Origin of the sequence: Weissella muntiaci, from assembly GCF_008107635.1 — a bacterium.
Taxonomy (GTDB): Bacteria; Bacillota; Bacilli; order Lactobacillales; family Lactobacillaceae; genus Weissella; species Weissella muntiaci.
Genome location: NZ_SDGZ01000024.1, coordinates 63,083 through 76,599, shown reverse-complemented (window position 1 = coordinate 76,599; position 13,517 = coordinate 63,083). Strand labels below are relative to the sequence as shown.

Genomic DNA, 13,517 nt, shown 5'->3' with positions numbered 1-13,517 from the left:
ATATGACAGTTAGTGCAGTTATTGTTACTTATAATCGATTGGATATGCTGAGAGAAGTCTTAAGTGCATTGCAAAATTCCAAGAGTAAAATTGATCATATTATCGTGATTGATAATGCCTCGTCGAATGACACACAGAGATATTTAACGGAACTGAAGGATCAAATTGAGTATATACGCCTGTCAGAGAACATCGGCGGAGCAGGTGGCTTCAATAAGGGTATTCGTTACTTTATGGAACATACAGATGATGAGTACGTGTGGCTTATGGACGATGACACTGTACCTACACCGGAGGCTCTAACCGAGTTATTACTGGTGGCAAAGAAAAGACAATTTGGATTCTTAGCTTCTGATGTTCGATGGATTGATGGTCAACGAGCCTTGATGAACATGCCTGCACCGCTAAATCGTTTTGACTTGGTACCTGATCATCCGACCAAGGAAATTAAATTACGCTCGGCGACATTCGTATCGTTGTTAATGCCTCGGGATGTTGTTCAAAGAATCGGATTACCGATTACAGAGTTTTTTATTTGGGGCGACGATATTGAGTATACTGAACGAGCACGTCGGGTGGCCCCAGGTTATCTGGTACCTAAGGCAGTTGTTATGCATAAAATGGCAAGCAATGTTGGTTCAAACATCATTACGGATAGTGCTGAGCGGACAAAACGGTATTACTTTGCTTATCGGAATAAGATGTATTATGCACGACAACGCGGATTTATGGGTTATTTTAAAGGCCAAATTCGTATCGGACTAGAGTTATTACGATTGGTTTTTTGGCCAAGACGGGTTGAGAATCGCTGGGGTAAGATTAAAGTTATTCTCCATGCAATACAAGACGGGCGTAGATTTAATCCACATATTGAATATGTACATGATAGATTATAGTCTGCAAGACTAAAGGGCGCCTGCGTTTAGCTCGCATTTTAAAATGATTGGAAATCCTATTTAAGAACTAGCTAATTAATATTGACGAATCTTGTTTCTTACCAAGCTAAATGGTTGTTAGCTTCTAAGGATTAAATCAATCAATTAAGATATAAGCAAATGATGAATAGGATTTTCCAGTCCTACATATTAAAAATTCCCAAGATGGAGTAAGTAAATTGATTAATAAGATATTTAATGGAATCAGCGTTTTGTTGGATAGTGAGAAATTCAGATTTCTACTTGTTGGTGGTTTTAATACTGCTTTCGGTTTTGCAATTTATGCATTGTTTACATGGTTGCTAAGAGGACTTGAATTTGGCTACATGCTGGCGCTGATAATTTCACAGGTTGCTTCATTATTTGTGGCATTTGATTTGCACAAGAAATTCACTTTTAAGACGCAAGGGCATGTAGTGAAGGACTTCATAAGGTTCACCATGGTGAATGCTGTTAATTATGCTTTCAATTTATTGCTATTGCCAATTTTGGTACATGGATTCAAATTTAATGCATTAGTTGCACAATTAAGCATTTTAATTTTTACAACAGTTGTCAGTTTTATTGGACATAAGTACTTTTCATTCAGGAGATAGATATGATATCAGTTTCAGTAGTAATCCCGGCTTATAAATCAGCGCGTTTTATTAAAGAAACCGTTGAATCGGTTCTTAATCAAACGGATGTTGATTTTGAATTGATTATTGGGGTGCAAGGTCCTGATGATGGAACTTGGTCGATTCTGGAAGATTTCAAAGATGATGCACGGGTTAAAATGTTTGAGTCACCAGTTGGCGCGGCAAAAGAGAATTGGAACTTTGTTTCAGAGAAGGCAAGCGGAGAGTTTATTAAACTTCTTCCAGCCGACGATGTCCTAGTGCCGGGAATGTTAGCACGGCAAGTTAGGTTGCTTGAGAATCATCCGGAAGCAGTTCTTACTGCTTCAAAAAGGGAGATTATCAATGAAGATAATAAAGTTTTAAAAAAATCATGGGGACTAACCGGACTTAGAAAGAATATGGCCGGCGAGGCAGTAATTAAGCGGGTTGTTGGAACGGGTATTAATATTCTGGGTGAGCCCGGTGGTGTGCTGATGCGTCGGAGTGCATTTGAAAAGGCTGGTGGATGGAATTTTGATCATCCATACGTTGTTGACTTGGAGAGTTATTTGCGGGTATTAAGATTTGGGGATTTCGTCAAGGATGAACATGTGGCTGTAAAATTTAGGGTTAGTTCTACTCAGTGGACAGCAGCTTTGCAGAATGTGCAGTCGGCGCATTTCATTGGCATGAATGAGTCAATGGCAGAACTCATGCCTGATACGATTACTAAGTCGACATTGGTTCGTGGTAAACTTGTAACGAAAGCGATGCAAGAAATCCGTAAATTTGTATATGTTTTTATTAAAAGAAACAAGTAAGGAAAATGAGTGGACATGCTGAAAAGAAAATTAGCAATTATTTTGCCAGCCTATAACGAAGAAGAAGTTATTAACAAAACAACTCAAGTATTGAGCGAATTACTTCAAAAAATGATTCTGAATAGTCAGATAGCTTCTGATAGTTTTATCATGTATGTTGATGACGGGAGTGCCGATCGTACCTGGGAGTTGATAAATGAATTATCTGACGAATACGGTCACATTAAGGGCTTGAAGTTTAGCCATAACTTCGGTCATCAAAATGCATTGATTGCTGGTTTAACAGAGGTAACCGGAAGTGATGTTGACTTTGCGGTTACAATTGACGCTGATTTGCAAGATGATCCCAATGCCATTATTGAAATGGTTGAATTGGCAACTAATGAGAATAAAGATATTGTTTATGGCGTTCGTAATGATCGGACCAGTGATACTTGGTTTAAGCGGCAGACGGCAGGATTGTTTTATAAGTTTATGAATTGGTTGGGAGTTAAAACTATTCCGAACCATGCCGATTTCCGTTTGGTAAATCAAAAGGTGTTAGGTGCCTTTCAAGAATATACTGAGCGAGATATGTTTCTACGAGGTATTTTCCCTGTGATTGGATTTAACTCTGCAGAGGTCTTTTATGCTCGTGCCGAGCGCGAAGCAGGTGAGACGAAGTATCCACTAAAGAAGATGTTACAATTTGCAACTAGTGGAATTACCTCTTTCTCTGTTGTTCCAATCACATTGGTTAGAAATGTTGGATTGTTGATCTCTGGTATCAGTATTTTGATGTTGATTTATATCTTTATTGGATCAATCATGCAGCAAACGCAATTGGGTTGGCCTTCATTGATGGTTTCAATTTGGTTTCTCGGTGGAATTCAATTAACTGCGATTGGTGTGATTGGTGAGTATATCGGCAAGATATTTATGGAAGTAAAGCATCGTCCAAGATATATTGTTGCAGAGCGGCGTAATTAATTAGTTCAGTTAGGAGTTAACGGATGAAAGGAATTATTTTGGCTGGTGGATCAGGCACACGCTTGTATCCGATTACCAAGTCGACAAGTAAGCAGTTGGTTCCAATTTATGATAAACCAATGATTTATTATCCAATGTCAGTGTTAATGCTCGCTGGAATTAGAGATATATTACTTATATCAACACCAGAATATATTGGACAATTTGAAGCTCTATTTGGAGATGGTAAGAAGTTGGGCTTGAATATTGAATATAAGGTTCAGCAAGAACCAAATGGCCTGGCTGAAGCATTTATTATTGGTGAAGACTTTATTGGCGAAGATTCAGTTGCATTGGTATTGGGCGATAATATTTTCTATGGTGCTGGTCTCTCACAAATGTTGCAAGAAGCCGCAAGCAAAGATAATGGTGCAACCGTATTCAGTTATCAGGTGAAGGATCCCAAACGTTTTGGGGTTGTTGAGTTTGATGAGAATATGCGAGCAATTTCAATTGTTGAAAAACCTGAGACACCAAAAAGTAATTATGCGGTTACAGGCTTGTACTTTTACGACAATTCAGTCGTAGAAATCGCAAAGTCAATTCAGCCTTCGGATCGTAATGAGCTGGAAATATCGGATGTTAATGAAGCGTATCTTAAAGCAAAGAAATTAGATGTTAAATTAATGGGTCGAGGGTTTGCTTGGCTGGATACAGGGACACATGATTCTTTGCTTGAGGCATCAAGTTTTATTGCAACGATTCAAAAGCAACAAAACTTGAAAGTTGCTTCACTAGAAGAGATTGCATATCGGATGAATTATATTTCAGTGGAGCAACTAGAAGAATTGGCACAGCCACTAAAAAAGAATGATTATGGGCAATACTTGCTAAGATTAGTAGCAGAGGAACAGGCGAAGTAAATGGGACTTAAAATAATTGAAACAAAGTTAGCAGATGTTAAGTTAGTTGAGACGGAGGTCTTTGGTGATCATCGTGGTTTCTTTACAGAGACGTTCACACGCAATAAATTCGTTGACGCAGGGATAGATTTTGATTTTAATCAAGATAATCAATCGCTTTCAAGCCATGCGGGTGTTTTGCGTGGTCTACATTATCAACTTGCCCCATACACTCAAACTAAATTGGTTCGTGCGATGACTGGTGCTGTTTATGATGTATTGGTTGATATGCGAAAAGGTTCGCCAACATATGGCGAATGGGAAGGTTACATTCTTTCTGAGCATAATCATCGTCAACTATTAGTTCCACGTGGATTTGCACATGGATTTATTACGCTAACCGACAATGTAAACTTTGCTTATAAAGTTGATGGGTATTATGAGCCAAAAGCGGATCGTGGTATTGCATTTGACGACCCAGATCTTGGTATTGATTGGCCAATGTCGATTGACCATCTAACGCTTTCTGAAAAGGATACAAAACACCCCCAATTAAAGGATGCAGAAAATAATTTTGTATATGGTGAGATTTAAATGAGTATGTATAAACATATTTTAGTTACTGGTGGTGCTGGGTTCATTGGCGCCAACTTTGTACGTTATGTGGTTGCTGAGCATCCGGATGTCTTTGTAACAGTTTTAGATAAGTTAACGTATGCTGGAAATGAAGCTAATTTAGCAGGGCTGCCCGAGAACCGAGTCAAATTGGTTGTTGGAGATATTGCAGATGCAGCGTTGGTTGATAGTCTAATGGCCGAGGCTGATGCAGTCGTACACTATGCAGCTGAGAGTCATAATGACAACTCATTGAAAGATCCAAGTCCCTTTGTTCAGACTAACTTGATTGGGACATATGTATTAATTGAGGCAGCTCGCAAATATAATGTGCGTTTTCATCATGTATCGACTGATGAGGTTTATGGAGATCTGCCATTACGTGAGGATTTACCTGGTCATGGCGAAGGTGTGGGCGAAAAGTTTACTCCGACGACTCGCTATAATCCATCAAGTCCTTATTCTTCAACCAAGGCGGGGTCTGACCTATTAGTACGGGCGTGGACTCGTTCATTCGGGTTAAAGGCAACGATCTCGAATACATCAAATAATTATGGGCCTTATCAACACATTGAAAAATTTATTCCAAGACAAATCACAAATGTTGTTGAGGGGATCAAACCCAAATTATATGGGAATGGACGAAATGTACGTGATTGGATTCATACATATGATCACGCAACTGGAGTCTGGGCGATTCTTGAAAAGGGACGTATGGGCGAAACTTATTTGTTAGGTGCAGATGGTGAACAAGATAATCGGACTGTTTTGGAGTTGATTTTATCTACGATGGGTCAATCTAAGGACGCCTTTGAATTTGTTCAGGATCGAGCTGGTCATGACTTGCGTTATGCAATTGATGCAAGTAAGACACGAAGCGAGCTTGGCTGGGCGCCGGTCTTTACCGATTTTGAGCATGGCTTAAAAGATACGATTGACTGGTATGTTGCTAATCGCGATTGGTGGCTTGAAGAGAAAGAAGCTGTTGAGGCAAAATATGCACAAAACAATCAGTAAGGGTTTTATTGTTTGCCAAGAAGGAGTGATTGAATGACGGTAATGATCGTAGGAAGTACGGGGCAACTTGGTCAAGAATTGGTTCAATTGATGCAAGAGCGTCAAGTCGATTTTGTGGCTTATTCCTCAAGTGACTTAGACATAACGAATCGAGCATCAGTACTTGAAAGGGTTGCAATGATTAAGCCGTCTGTCATTTTCGATGCAGCAGCATATACTAAGGTTGACGCTGCTGAAGAAGGCGACGGAAAGGATCTGAATTGGCAGGTTAATGAACAAGGAACCAAGAATCTTGTTGATGCAGCTAAAAATACAAATACGATATTGGTGTTTGTTTCAACAGATTATGTATTCGATGGTAAAAAGGTCAAACCATATCTCGAAACAGACGATGTAAATCCGCAAAATGAATATGGAAAGGCTAAGGCCGCTGCAGAAGAGCTTATTATCAATGCAGGTATCAAATATTATATTGTAAGGACCTCTTGGGTTTTTGGGCAATATGGCAATAATTTCGTTTATACAATGGAACGTTTAGCTAAGGAACATGCTAAATTAAAAGTTGTTGCTGATCAGGAAGGTCGCCCAACATGGGCAAAAACGCTTGCTGAGTTCATGAACTATTTGCAAGTTCAAAATGCGGAATATGGTATATATAATTTGAGTAATGCGGGGCAGACAACTTGGTTTGAATTTGCTCGGGAAATTTTGAAAGATACTCAAGTGGAGATAATACCAGTTACCTCTGATGAATTCCCAACAATTGCAAGTCGTCCGGCACACTCGGTGTTATCTTTAGAAAAGTCCCAGGCAACAGGCTTTATTATTCCATCTTGGCAAGATGCTCTACAGGAATTTAAAAAGTCCATCAAATCGACCAATGGTCAGGATTAATAAAACAAAAAGTCTCGAAGTGATTTCGATACTCTTTCTTACGGGAGAAAATAATGTTTAAAAGAATTACCAAATTAGCACTGAACGTTGCTGTAATAGCTGGGGCCTTGATCATAGGAAATAACGTTGCTTTGGCGGATACAGGTAACCATGTGATGGGGAATACGATCGAAGCAAGTGGAACAACATCATCAAGTAGTAGTTCAAGTAGTGCTACTACTAGCAGATTTACTCGATCTGTTTTTGCTGCTGCGACCGTTAATGCTCCATCAGATTTATCATCTGATGACAGTTCGCTACCTAATCGAGATGCAGTTGATATTTCAAGTTATCAAAGTTGGATGACCCAAGGTGATTTTAATAGCTTGAAGTCGTCAGGGGTTAAAACAATTGTTATTAAGTTAACTGAGGGAACCTCATATAAAAATCCGTATGCTGCACAGTTTATTAGTTACGCTAAAAATGCTGGACTGAATATTGCAGCTTATCATTATGCAACGTTTGGCACAACCTACACTTCGCAAACGGATGCAGACAATGCTGCTGTTGCAGAAGCTAATTATTTTGCAAATACGGCAAAGGAGCTTGGGCTACCATCATCAACTGTTATGATTGAAGATGCCGAAGAAGGCGGATTGCCATACTGGGATTGGACGGAAGCTTCGTTGAAGTTTTCTGCTCAACTGCGCTCGAATGGATTTACAAGTCCCAAGTATTATACAAGTAAGTCATGGGCCACGGATGGTTATCAAATGGAACCTAGTAAATTAGGTGCTAAGAATATATGGGTTGCGCAGTATTTGTATGGTAAGCCCAGTGCAAGTAATCTGCAAAACACGAGTTATGGTGCTTGGCAGTATAGCTCACAAATGTATTTCACAAATATCAGTCAAAGTAAGCCAGTTGACGTGTCGGTTGACTATAGTAATTTTTTTACTAGTGAAAATAGTAACCCGTATGAGCCCGATCAAAAAACAGGTCCCTCAGTCAATTATCAGGCGCAAGTTCAAAATGATGGTTGGCAACCTTATGTTTATGATGGTGAAACGGCTGGAACAACAGGGCGATCATTACGTATGGAGGCCTTAAAGGTTAACGTTACACCTCCAGCAGGCATGGATGGTGGAGTTCAGTATTCTGCACAAGTTCAAAACATCGGCTGGCAGTCTTCTGTTTCGAACGGTGAGACAGCTGGAACTGTTGGTCAATCACTTGAGATGGAGGCAGTTAAGTTCAATTTAACTGGCACGATGGCGGATAATTATGACATTTATTATCGTGTACAGGTACGCAATTACGGATGGCTTGACTGGGCGAAAAATGGTGAGATTGCTGGAACAGTTGGCATGGGATATCGTATGGAAGCGGTTCAAATCGTACTAGTCCCTAAGGGTGGGGCCGCACCTGGCGGAACATCTGTTACTTATCTTGACGGAGCTCCTACAGTTGCATATACGGCACACGTACAGAACATTGGTTGGCAATCAGCAGTTATGAATGGTGCAACAGCTGGAACAATCGATCAAAGCTTGCGGATGGAGGCTCTGAAGGCTAACTTGTCGGGTATTCCTGCTAACTTAACCGGGGGAATCACTTATGGTGCGCATGTTCAAAATATTGGCTGGCAGTCTGACGTAAGTGACGGGAGTGTTATTGGAACTACCGGACAAGGCTTACAGATAGAGGCTCTGAAATTTGGGCTAACTGGGCAATTAGCGCAATATTATGATATTTACTATCGAAGTCAAATCCAAAATGAGGGTTGGCTGGGTTGGACAAATAACCTACAATCATCAGGGTCACAAGGAAAGGGATTGCGACTGGAGGCAGTTCAGGTAGTTATTGTTCCTAAGGGAACAGGCGCACCAGGAAATACTGCAAATAGTTTCGTCCAAAATTGATTTTGAAATTAAATTAAAGTACTAAGTCATTTGACTTAGTACTTTTTTATTTTGATAAAGATATCAATGATTACGATATTTTGTGTAAAAGAGCTGGTCGACAATGTTAAGCAACAAAGGTTCGTCTTGGTACCTGGATGTAAAACATGATATCAGTCAGGGATTTACAAAACACTTTTAGCACTCTATAAAATAAAGTGCTAAAAGTGTTGACTTTTATAATTTAGGTGTGTATTATAATAATCGTTAGCACGAAGTGAATGAGAGTGCTAAGGAGGAAAGCGTATGTTAACGGATCGACAAAAATTAATATTAGCGGCGATTATTCGGGACTACGTGCAGTCGGGTAAGGCGGTTGGATCTAAGCATTTGCTTAGCGAATTAGATTTAACGGTTTCGACTGCGACAATTCGTAATGAGATGGCGGCCTTAGAGGACGGTGGACTTTTACAAAAAGAACACACTTCTTCGGGTCGAGTACCATCGCAACGCGGATATCGTTATTATGTTGATGAGTTATTGCATGAACCTCGTTTGAATCAAGAATTAGAGCTTGCCTTGAATCACGTTTTTGAACGTAACTTTCAGCAAGTTGATGATTTGATTGATCGGATGGTACATGAGATTGCTAAGTTGACAGGTTTAACAGTCTTCGCTCTTAAACCAGAGGTGTTGGACGTGCGTTTGTCAGGATTTCGGTTAGTTCCGCTGAATGGCAATCAGGTGATGGCAATCGTGGTGAACAGCGATGGTCAAGTAACCAGTCAAAGTTTTCAGTTGCCAGCGGGAACCGAGCTTGATGAATTAGATAGTATGGTGCAATACATTAACCAGACGCTGGTCAATCAGCCGGTTCGTGATATTCTGAAGACGCTGTCGGGTGATCTTCCATTAAAAATGGAACGGATGATTCGGACGCCAATGGCATTTCTACAGTTGTTTGGCGATGTCTTAGCTCGTTCGATCCGAGACCTTGTGTTTACTGGTGGGCGTTTGAACTTGTTAGATTTTTCGCCGGATAAAAGCTTATCGAATATTAAGCAGCTGTATCAGTTGCTTGAAAATCCACAAGCGATGCGAAAAATTATCACGAATGCCAATGAGGGTGTAATGATTCAGATTGGCGACGAAAATAGTTTCGACTTATTAGCGCCGTACAGTATGATTTCTGCAACTTATCGGGTTCCACAACTTGGAATGGGTGCATTAGCCGTACTTGGACCAACTAACATGCCTTACGGAGATATCATTACGATTGTCGATACTTTCCGCCAAGCGTTGGCACAACAAATATTTGCTTACTATCATTAGAAATTAGAGGTGTTACATGGCAGAAAATAAGAACAGTCCAGAACAACAAGATGAAGAAGTTTTGGCAGAAATAGTTGAAGATGATGCAACAGAAGCAGTAGTTGCTGAAATCGACGAAATCGCTGAACTTGAGACAAAACTAGCTGAGGCGGAAGATAAATTCCTCCGTGCACGAGCTGAGATGCAAAATATTAAAGTGCGTTCTGAACGTGAACAAGCACAGGCAGTTAAATTTGCCGCTGCTGGTTTGGCAAAGTCAATCTTACCTGCCGTTGATAACCTTGAACGGGCGTTGCAAGTTGAGACGAATGATGAAGCAGCGCAACAAATTAAGACGGGCGTTGAGATGGTCTTTAAGACTCTTAATCAAGCCCTTGAAGATAACGGAATTGCCGCAGTTGGAACTGTTGGTGAGCCGTTTGATCCTAACTTCCACCAAGCAATTCAATCAGTACCAGCGGATGATGATCATCCGGCTGACACAATTGCGACGGTTCTTCAAAAGGGTTATGTTTTGGCAGATCGCGTAATTCGTCCAGCAATGGTTGCGGTTTACAATTAATCAGGTAAAAACGAAATTATAATTAACAAATTAAATTTAAGGGGTACTAATTATGTCAAAGATTATCGGTATTGATTTAGGAACAACTAATTCAGCAGTCGCAGTGCTAGAGGGTGGTCAACCAAAGATCATCACAAATCCAAATGGAGGACGTACAACTCCTTCAGCTGTTTCATTTAAGAATGGTGAAGTTCAAGTTGGTGATACAGCCAAGCGTCAAGCAATCACGAATCCCGAGACGATTATTTCAATTAAGTCACATATGGGTGAAGCTGGTTATACTGTTAAGGCCAATGGTAAGGATTACACACCACAAGAAATTTCAGCAATGATTTTGCAATACATCAAGCAATATTCTGAAGATTACCTTGGCGAGACTGTTGATAAAGCTGTAATCACTGTTCCAGCTTACTTTAACGATGCACAACGTCAGGCAACTAAGGATGCTGGTAAGATTGCTGGTTTGGAAGTTGAACGAATCATCAATGAGCCAACGGCTGCAGCTTTGGCTTACGGTTTGGACAAGCTTGATAAGGATGAAAAAGTTCTTGTTTACGATTTGGGTGGTGGAACATTCGATGTTTCAATCCTTGAGTTGGGTGACGGAGTCTTCGAAGTTCTTTCAACAAACGGTGACACACACCTTGGTGGTGATGACTTTGATCAAAAGATTATCGATTGGATTGTTTCTGAATTCAAGAAGGAAAGTGGCGTAGATCTTGGTCAAGATAAGATGGCACTTCAACGTTTGAAGGATGCCGCTGAAACAGCTAAGAAGACATTATCTTCCGCAACTGAGGCATCAATTGACTTGCCATTTATCACGGCAACTGATCAAGGTCCTTTGCACATTCAAATGACTTTGAGTCGTGCTCAATTCAACCAAATGACTTTGGATTTGGTTAAGCGTGCTGAGGAGCCAGTCAAGGCTGCTTTGAAGGATGCCGGCTTGAGCCTTAATGAGATTGACAAGGTCATCTTAAATGGTGGTTCAACTCGAATTCCAGCCGTGCAAGAGTCAGTTAAGGCTTTGACTGGTAAAGAGCCTGATCACTCAATCAACCCTGATGAAGCAGTTGCTCTTGGTGCTGCTGTACAAGGTGGTGTGATTACTGGTGATGTTAAGGATGTTGTTTTGCTTGATGTTACACCATTGTCACTTGGTATTGAGACAATGGGTGGCGTATTTACAAAGTTGATTGATCGTAACACAACGATCCCAACATCAAAGTCACAAGTGTTCTCAACTGCTGCAGATAGTCAACCAGCCGTTGATATTCACGTAATGCAAGGTGAGCGTTCAATGGCAGCTGACAACAAGACTTTGGGTCGTTTCCAATTGACTGATATTCCTGCTGCACCACGTGGTGTACCACAAATCGAGGTTAAGTTTGATATCGATCGTAATGGAATTGTTTCTGTATCTGCCAAGGACTTAGGCACAAACAAGGAACAAAAGATCACCATTCAAAGTTCTGGTTCATTGTCAGAGGACGAGATTGAGCGTATGATGAATGACGCGAAGGCTAACGAAGAGGCTGATAAGGCTCGTAAGGACGAAGCTGATTTGCGTAATGAAGTTGACCAATTGATCTTCAGTTCTGAAAAGACCCTTGAAGAAGTTGGCGACAAGCTTGGTGATGATGACAAGAAGCCTGTTCAAGAAGCATTGGATGCCTTGAAGGTAGCTAAGGAAGCTGATAACCTTGAGGAAATGACTGCTAAGAAGGATGAACTTTCTAAGGTTGCTCAAGAGTTGGCAGTTAAGTTGTATCAACAAGCACAACCTGAAGGTGAGCAAGCAGCTGCTGAAGGTGAAGCTAAGTCAGGTGATGACAAGACTGTCGATGGCGACTTTGAAGATGTTTCAAAGTAAGGATTAAATAGTTTGACCGAGAATGAAGTACGATGAAGATCTTCGCTGTAGAGGATTGGACTTGCTAGTTCATTCTCATACATATTATAAGGAAAGGGAGGGTCACCCTCATGAATAACACAGAATATTACGAGCGGCTTGGAGTTGATAAAAACGCCTCCCAAGACGAAATCAAAAAGGCAGCTCGAAAGCTGTCAAAGAAGTACCATCCAGATATTAATCATGAGGACGGTGCAGAGACGAAATATAAAGAAGTTCAAGAAGCCTATGAGACACTAGGGGATGAACAAAAGCGGGCCGCTTATGACCAATATGGTGAAGCTGGTGCTAATGGTAATTTCGGTGGACAAGGTGGTTTCGGCGGCTTTAATGGTTTCGGCGGTGGTGGTCAGTATACTGACTTCTCTGATTTGGGCGATATTTTTGGGCAATTCTTTGGTGGTGGCTTTAGTGATCCAAACCGTCCTCGTAAAGGACAAGATTTGCAATATCGGATGACGTTGACCTTTGAAGAGGCGATCTTTGGTAAGGAAACGACCATCGATTATACACGTTCAACGGCTGATGGTAAGACCGAAAATAAGGAACTTAAGATTACAGTTCCTGCCGGAGTCGAAGATGGCCAACAAATGCGTTTGACCGAGCAAGGTGAGCCTGGCACTAATGGTGGACCACATGGTGATTTGTTTGTGGCCTTCAGAGTACAACCATCTAAGGATGGTTTCGAGCGTGAGGGCGCTAACGTCTTCTTGGAGCAACCAATTACGTTCGCAATGGCGACGTTGGGTGGCGAAATTGACGTAAAGACGGTTCATGGCGAGGTTAAGTTGAAGATTCCTGCAGGAACCCAAGGCGGTACTCGTTTCCGCTTGCGCGGTAAGGGTGCTCCTTACATGCGTGGTGGTGGTATGGGTGATCAATTTGTGATTGTTTATATTGATGTTCCTAAGAAGCTAGGTAAGGAGCAAAAGAAGGCCTTAGAGAGTTTCGATGAGTTGATGACTGGCGAAGGCCACAAAAAAGGCTTTTTCGGTTAAGGTACATCTGAGCAAAAATTAGTACAATAAAGGTTGTTAATACTATTTAACGACCTTTTTATTTTGCGATCATTTACGGTTATCAGATAGCATGTGATA

13 protein-coding genes are annotated in these 13,517 nt (G+C 40.9%); all 13 read left to right on the top strand.

Annotated features, from left to right (window positions below; genetic code table 11):
* Positions 1-2: 2 nt before the first annotated feature.
* The 13 genes from ESZ50_RS10010 to ESZ50_RS09950 all read left to right on the top strand — a co-directional run bounded on the left by ESZ50_RS10010 (position 3) and on the right by ESZ50_RS09950 (position 13,418).
* A complete protein-coding gene (locus ESZ50_RS10010; protein WP_148623573.1) occupies positions 3-896 on the top strand; it encodes a glycosyltransferase family 2 protein in 894 nt (297 codons plus the stop codon).
* A gap of 218 nt (positions 897-1,114) precedes the next feature.
* Positions 1,115-1,531 carry a GtrA family protein gene (locus tag ESZ50_RS10005; RefSeq protein ID WP_246111546.1) on the top strand — a complete coding sequence of 139 codons (417 nt, stop codon included), beginning with the start codon at positions 1,115-1,117 and terminating at the stop codon, positions 1,529-1,531.
* A gap of 2 nt (positions 1,532-1,533) precedes the next feature.
* Positions 1,534-2,355 (top strand): glycosyltransferase family 2 protein, encoded by an 822-nt coding sequence (locus tag ESZ50_RS10000; RefSeq protein WP_148623571.1) that lies wholly within the window; start codon positions 1,534-1,536, stop codon positions 2,353-2,355.
* Positions 2,356-2,370: 15 nt separating this feature from the next.
* Positions 2,371-3,324 (top strand): glycosyltransferase family 2 protein, encoded by a 954-nt coding sequence (locus ESZ50_RS09995; RefSeq protein ID WP_148623569.1) that lies wholly within the window; start codon positions 2,371-2,373, stop codon positions 3,322-3,324.
* A 23-nt stretch (positions 3,325-3,347) separates the two neighbouring features.
* On the top strand, positions 3,348-4,226 hold the full coding sequence (rfbA, locus tag ESZ50_RS09990) for a glucose-1-phosphate thymidylyltransferase RfbA (RefSeq protein ID WP_148623567.1): 879 nt from the start codon (positions 3,348-3,350) through the stop codon (positions 4,224-4,226).
* Positions 4,227-4,799 (top strand): dTDP-4-dehydrorhamnose 3,5-epimerase, encoded by a 573-nt coding sequence (rfbC, locus tag ESZ50_RS09985; RefSeq protein WP_148623565.1) that lies wholly within the window; start codon positions 4,227-4,229, stop codon positions 4,797-4,799.
* Positions 4,800-5,837, top strand: coding sequence for a dTDP-glucose 4,6-dehydratase (rfbB, locus tag ESZ50_RS09980; RefSeq protein ID WP_148623563.1), 1,038 nt, complete (start codon positions 4,800-4,802; stop codon positions 5,835-5,837).
* Positions 5,838-5,870: 33 nt separating this feature from the next.
* Positions 5,871-6,731 carry a dTDP-4-dehydrorhamnose reductase gene (rfbD, locus tag ESZ50_RS09975; RefSeq protein WP_148623561.1) on the top strand — a complete coding sequence of 287 codons (861 nt, stop codon included), beginning with the start codon at positions 5,871-5,873 and terminating at the stop codon, positions 6,729-6,731.
* Positions 6,732-6,784: 53 nt separating this feature from the next.
* Positions 6,785-8,632, top strand: coding sequence for a GH25 family lysozyme (locus ESZ50_RS09970; RefSeq protein WP_246111545.1), 1,848 nt, complete (start codon positions 6,785-6,787; stop codon positions 8,630-8,632).
* A 285-nt stretch (positions 8,633-8,917) separates the two neighbouring features.
* On the top strand, positions 8,918-9,943 hold the full coding sequence (hrcA, locus tag ESZ50_RS09965; RefSeq protein WP_148623559.1) for a heat-inducible transcriptional repressor HrcA: 1,026 nt from the start codon (positions 8,918-8,920) through the stop codon (positions 9,941-9,943).
* 16 nt (positions 9,944-9,959) lie between these two features.
* A complete protein-coding gene (gene grpE / locus ESZ50_RS09960; RefSeq protein WP_148623557.1) occupies positions 9,960-10,505 on the top strand; it encodes a nucleotide exchange factor GrpE in 546 nt (181 codons plus the stop codon).
* A 52-nt stretch (positions 10,506-10,557) separates the two neighbouring features.
* Positions 10,558-12,381 carry a molecular chaperone DnaK gene (gene dnaK / locus ESZ50_RS09955; RefSeq protein WP_148623555.1) on the top strand — a complete coding sequence of 608 codons (1,824 nt, stop codon included), beginning with the start codon at positions 10,558-10,560 and terminating at the stop codon, positions 12,379-12,381.
* A 110-nt stretch (positions 12,382-12,491) separates the two neighbouring features.
* The gene (locus ESZ50_RS09950) at positions 12,492-13,418 is read left to right on the top strand and encodes a DnaJ C-terminal domain-containing protein (RefSeq protein WP_148623553.1); all 927 of its coding nucleotides are present in this window, start codon (positions 12,492-12,494) and stop codon (positions 13,416-13,418) included.
* The last annotated feature ends 99 nt before the right edge of the window (positions 13,419-13,517 follow it).

What these genes read in the sequence shown, in the direction of transcription:
- ESZ50_RS10010 (WP_148623573.1), top strand. Translation starts at nt 3, where the DNA reads ATGACAGTTAGTGCAGTTATTGTTACTTATAATCGATTGGATATGCTG.
- ESZ50_RS10000 (WP_148623571.1), top strand. Translation starts at nt 1,534, where the DNA reads ATGATATCAGTTTCAGTAGTAATCCCGGCTTATAAATCAGCGCGTTTT.
- ESZ50_RS09995 (WP_148623569.1), top strand. Translation starts at nt 2,371, where the DNA reads ATGCTGAAAAGAAAATTAGCAATTATTTTGCCAGCCTATAACGAAGAA.
- rfbA (WP_148623567.1), top strand. Translation starts at nt 3,348, where the DNA reads ATGAAAGGAATTATTTTGGCTGGTGGATCAGGCACACGCTTGTATCCG.
- rfbC (WP_148623565.1), top strand. Translation starts at nt 4,227, where the DNA reads ATGGGACTTAAAATAATTGAAACAAAGTTAGCAGATGTTAAGTTAGTT.
- rfbB (WP_148623563.1), top strand. Translation starts at nt 4,800, where the DNA reads ATGAGTATGTATAAACATATTTTAGTTACTGGTGGTGCTGGGTTCATT.
- rfbD (WP_148623561.1), top strand. Translation starts at nt 5,871, where the DNA reads ATGACGGTAATGATCGTAGGAAGTACGGGGCAACTTGGTCAAGAATTG.
- ESZ50_RS09970 (WP_246111545.1), top strand. Translation starts at nt 6,785, where the DNA reads ATGTTTAAAAGAATTACCAAATTAGCACTGAACGTTGCTGTAATAGCT.
- hrcA (WP_148623559.1), top strand. Translation starts at nt 8,918, where the DNA reads ATGTTAACGGATCGACAAAAATTAATATTAGCGGCGATTATTCGGGAC.
- grpE (WP_148623557.1), top strand. Translation starts at nt 9,960, where the DNA reads ATGGCAGAAAATAAGAACAGTCCAGAACAACAAGATGAAGAAGTTTTG.
- dnaK (WP_148623555.1), top strand. Translation starts at nt 10,558, where the DNA reads ATGTCAAAGATTATCGGTATTGATTTAGGAACAACTAATTCAGCAGTC.
- ESZ50_RS09950 (WP_148623553.1), top strand. Translation starts at nt 12,492, where the DNA reads ATGAATAACACAGAATATTACGAGCGGCTTGGAGTTGATAAAAACGCC.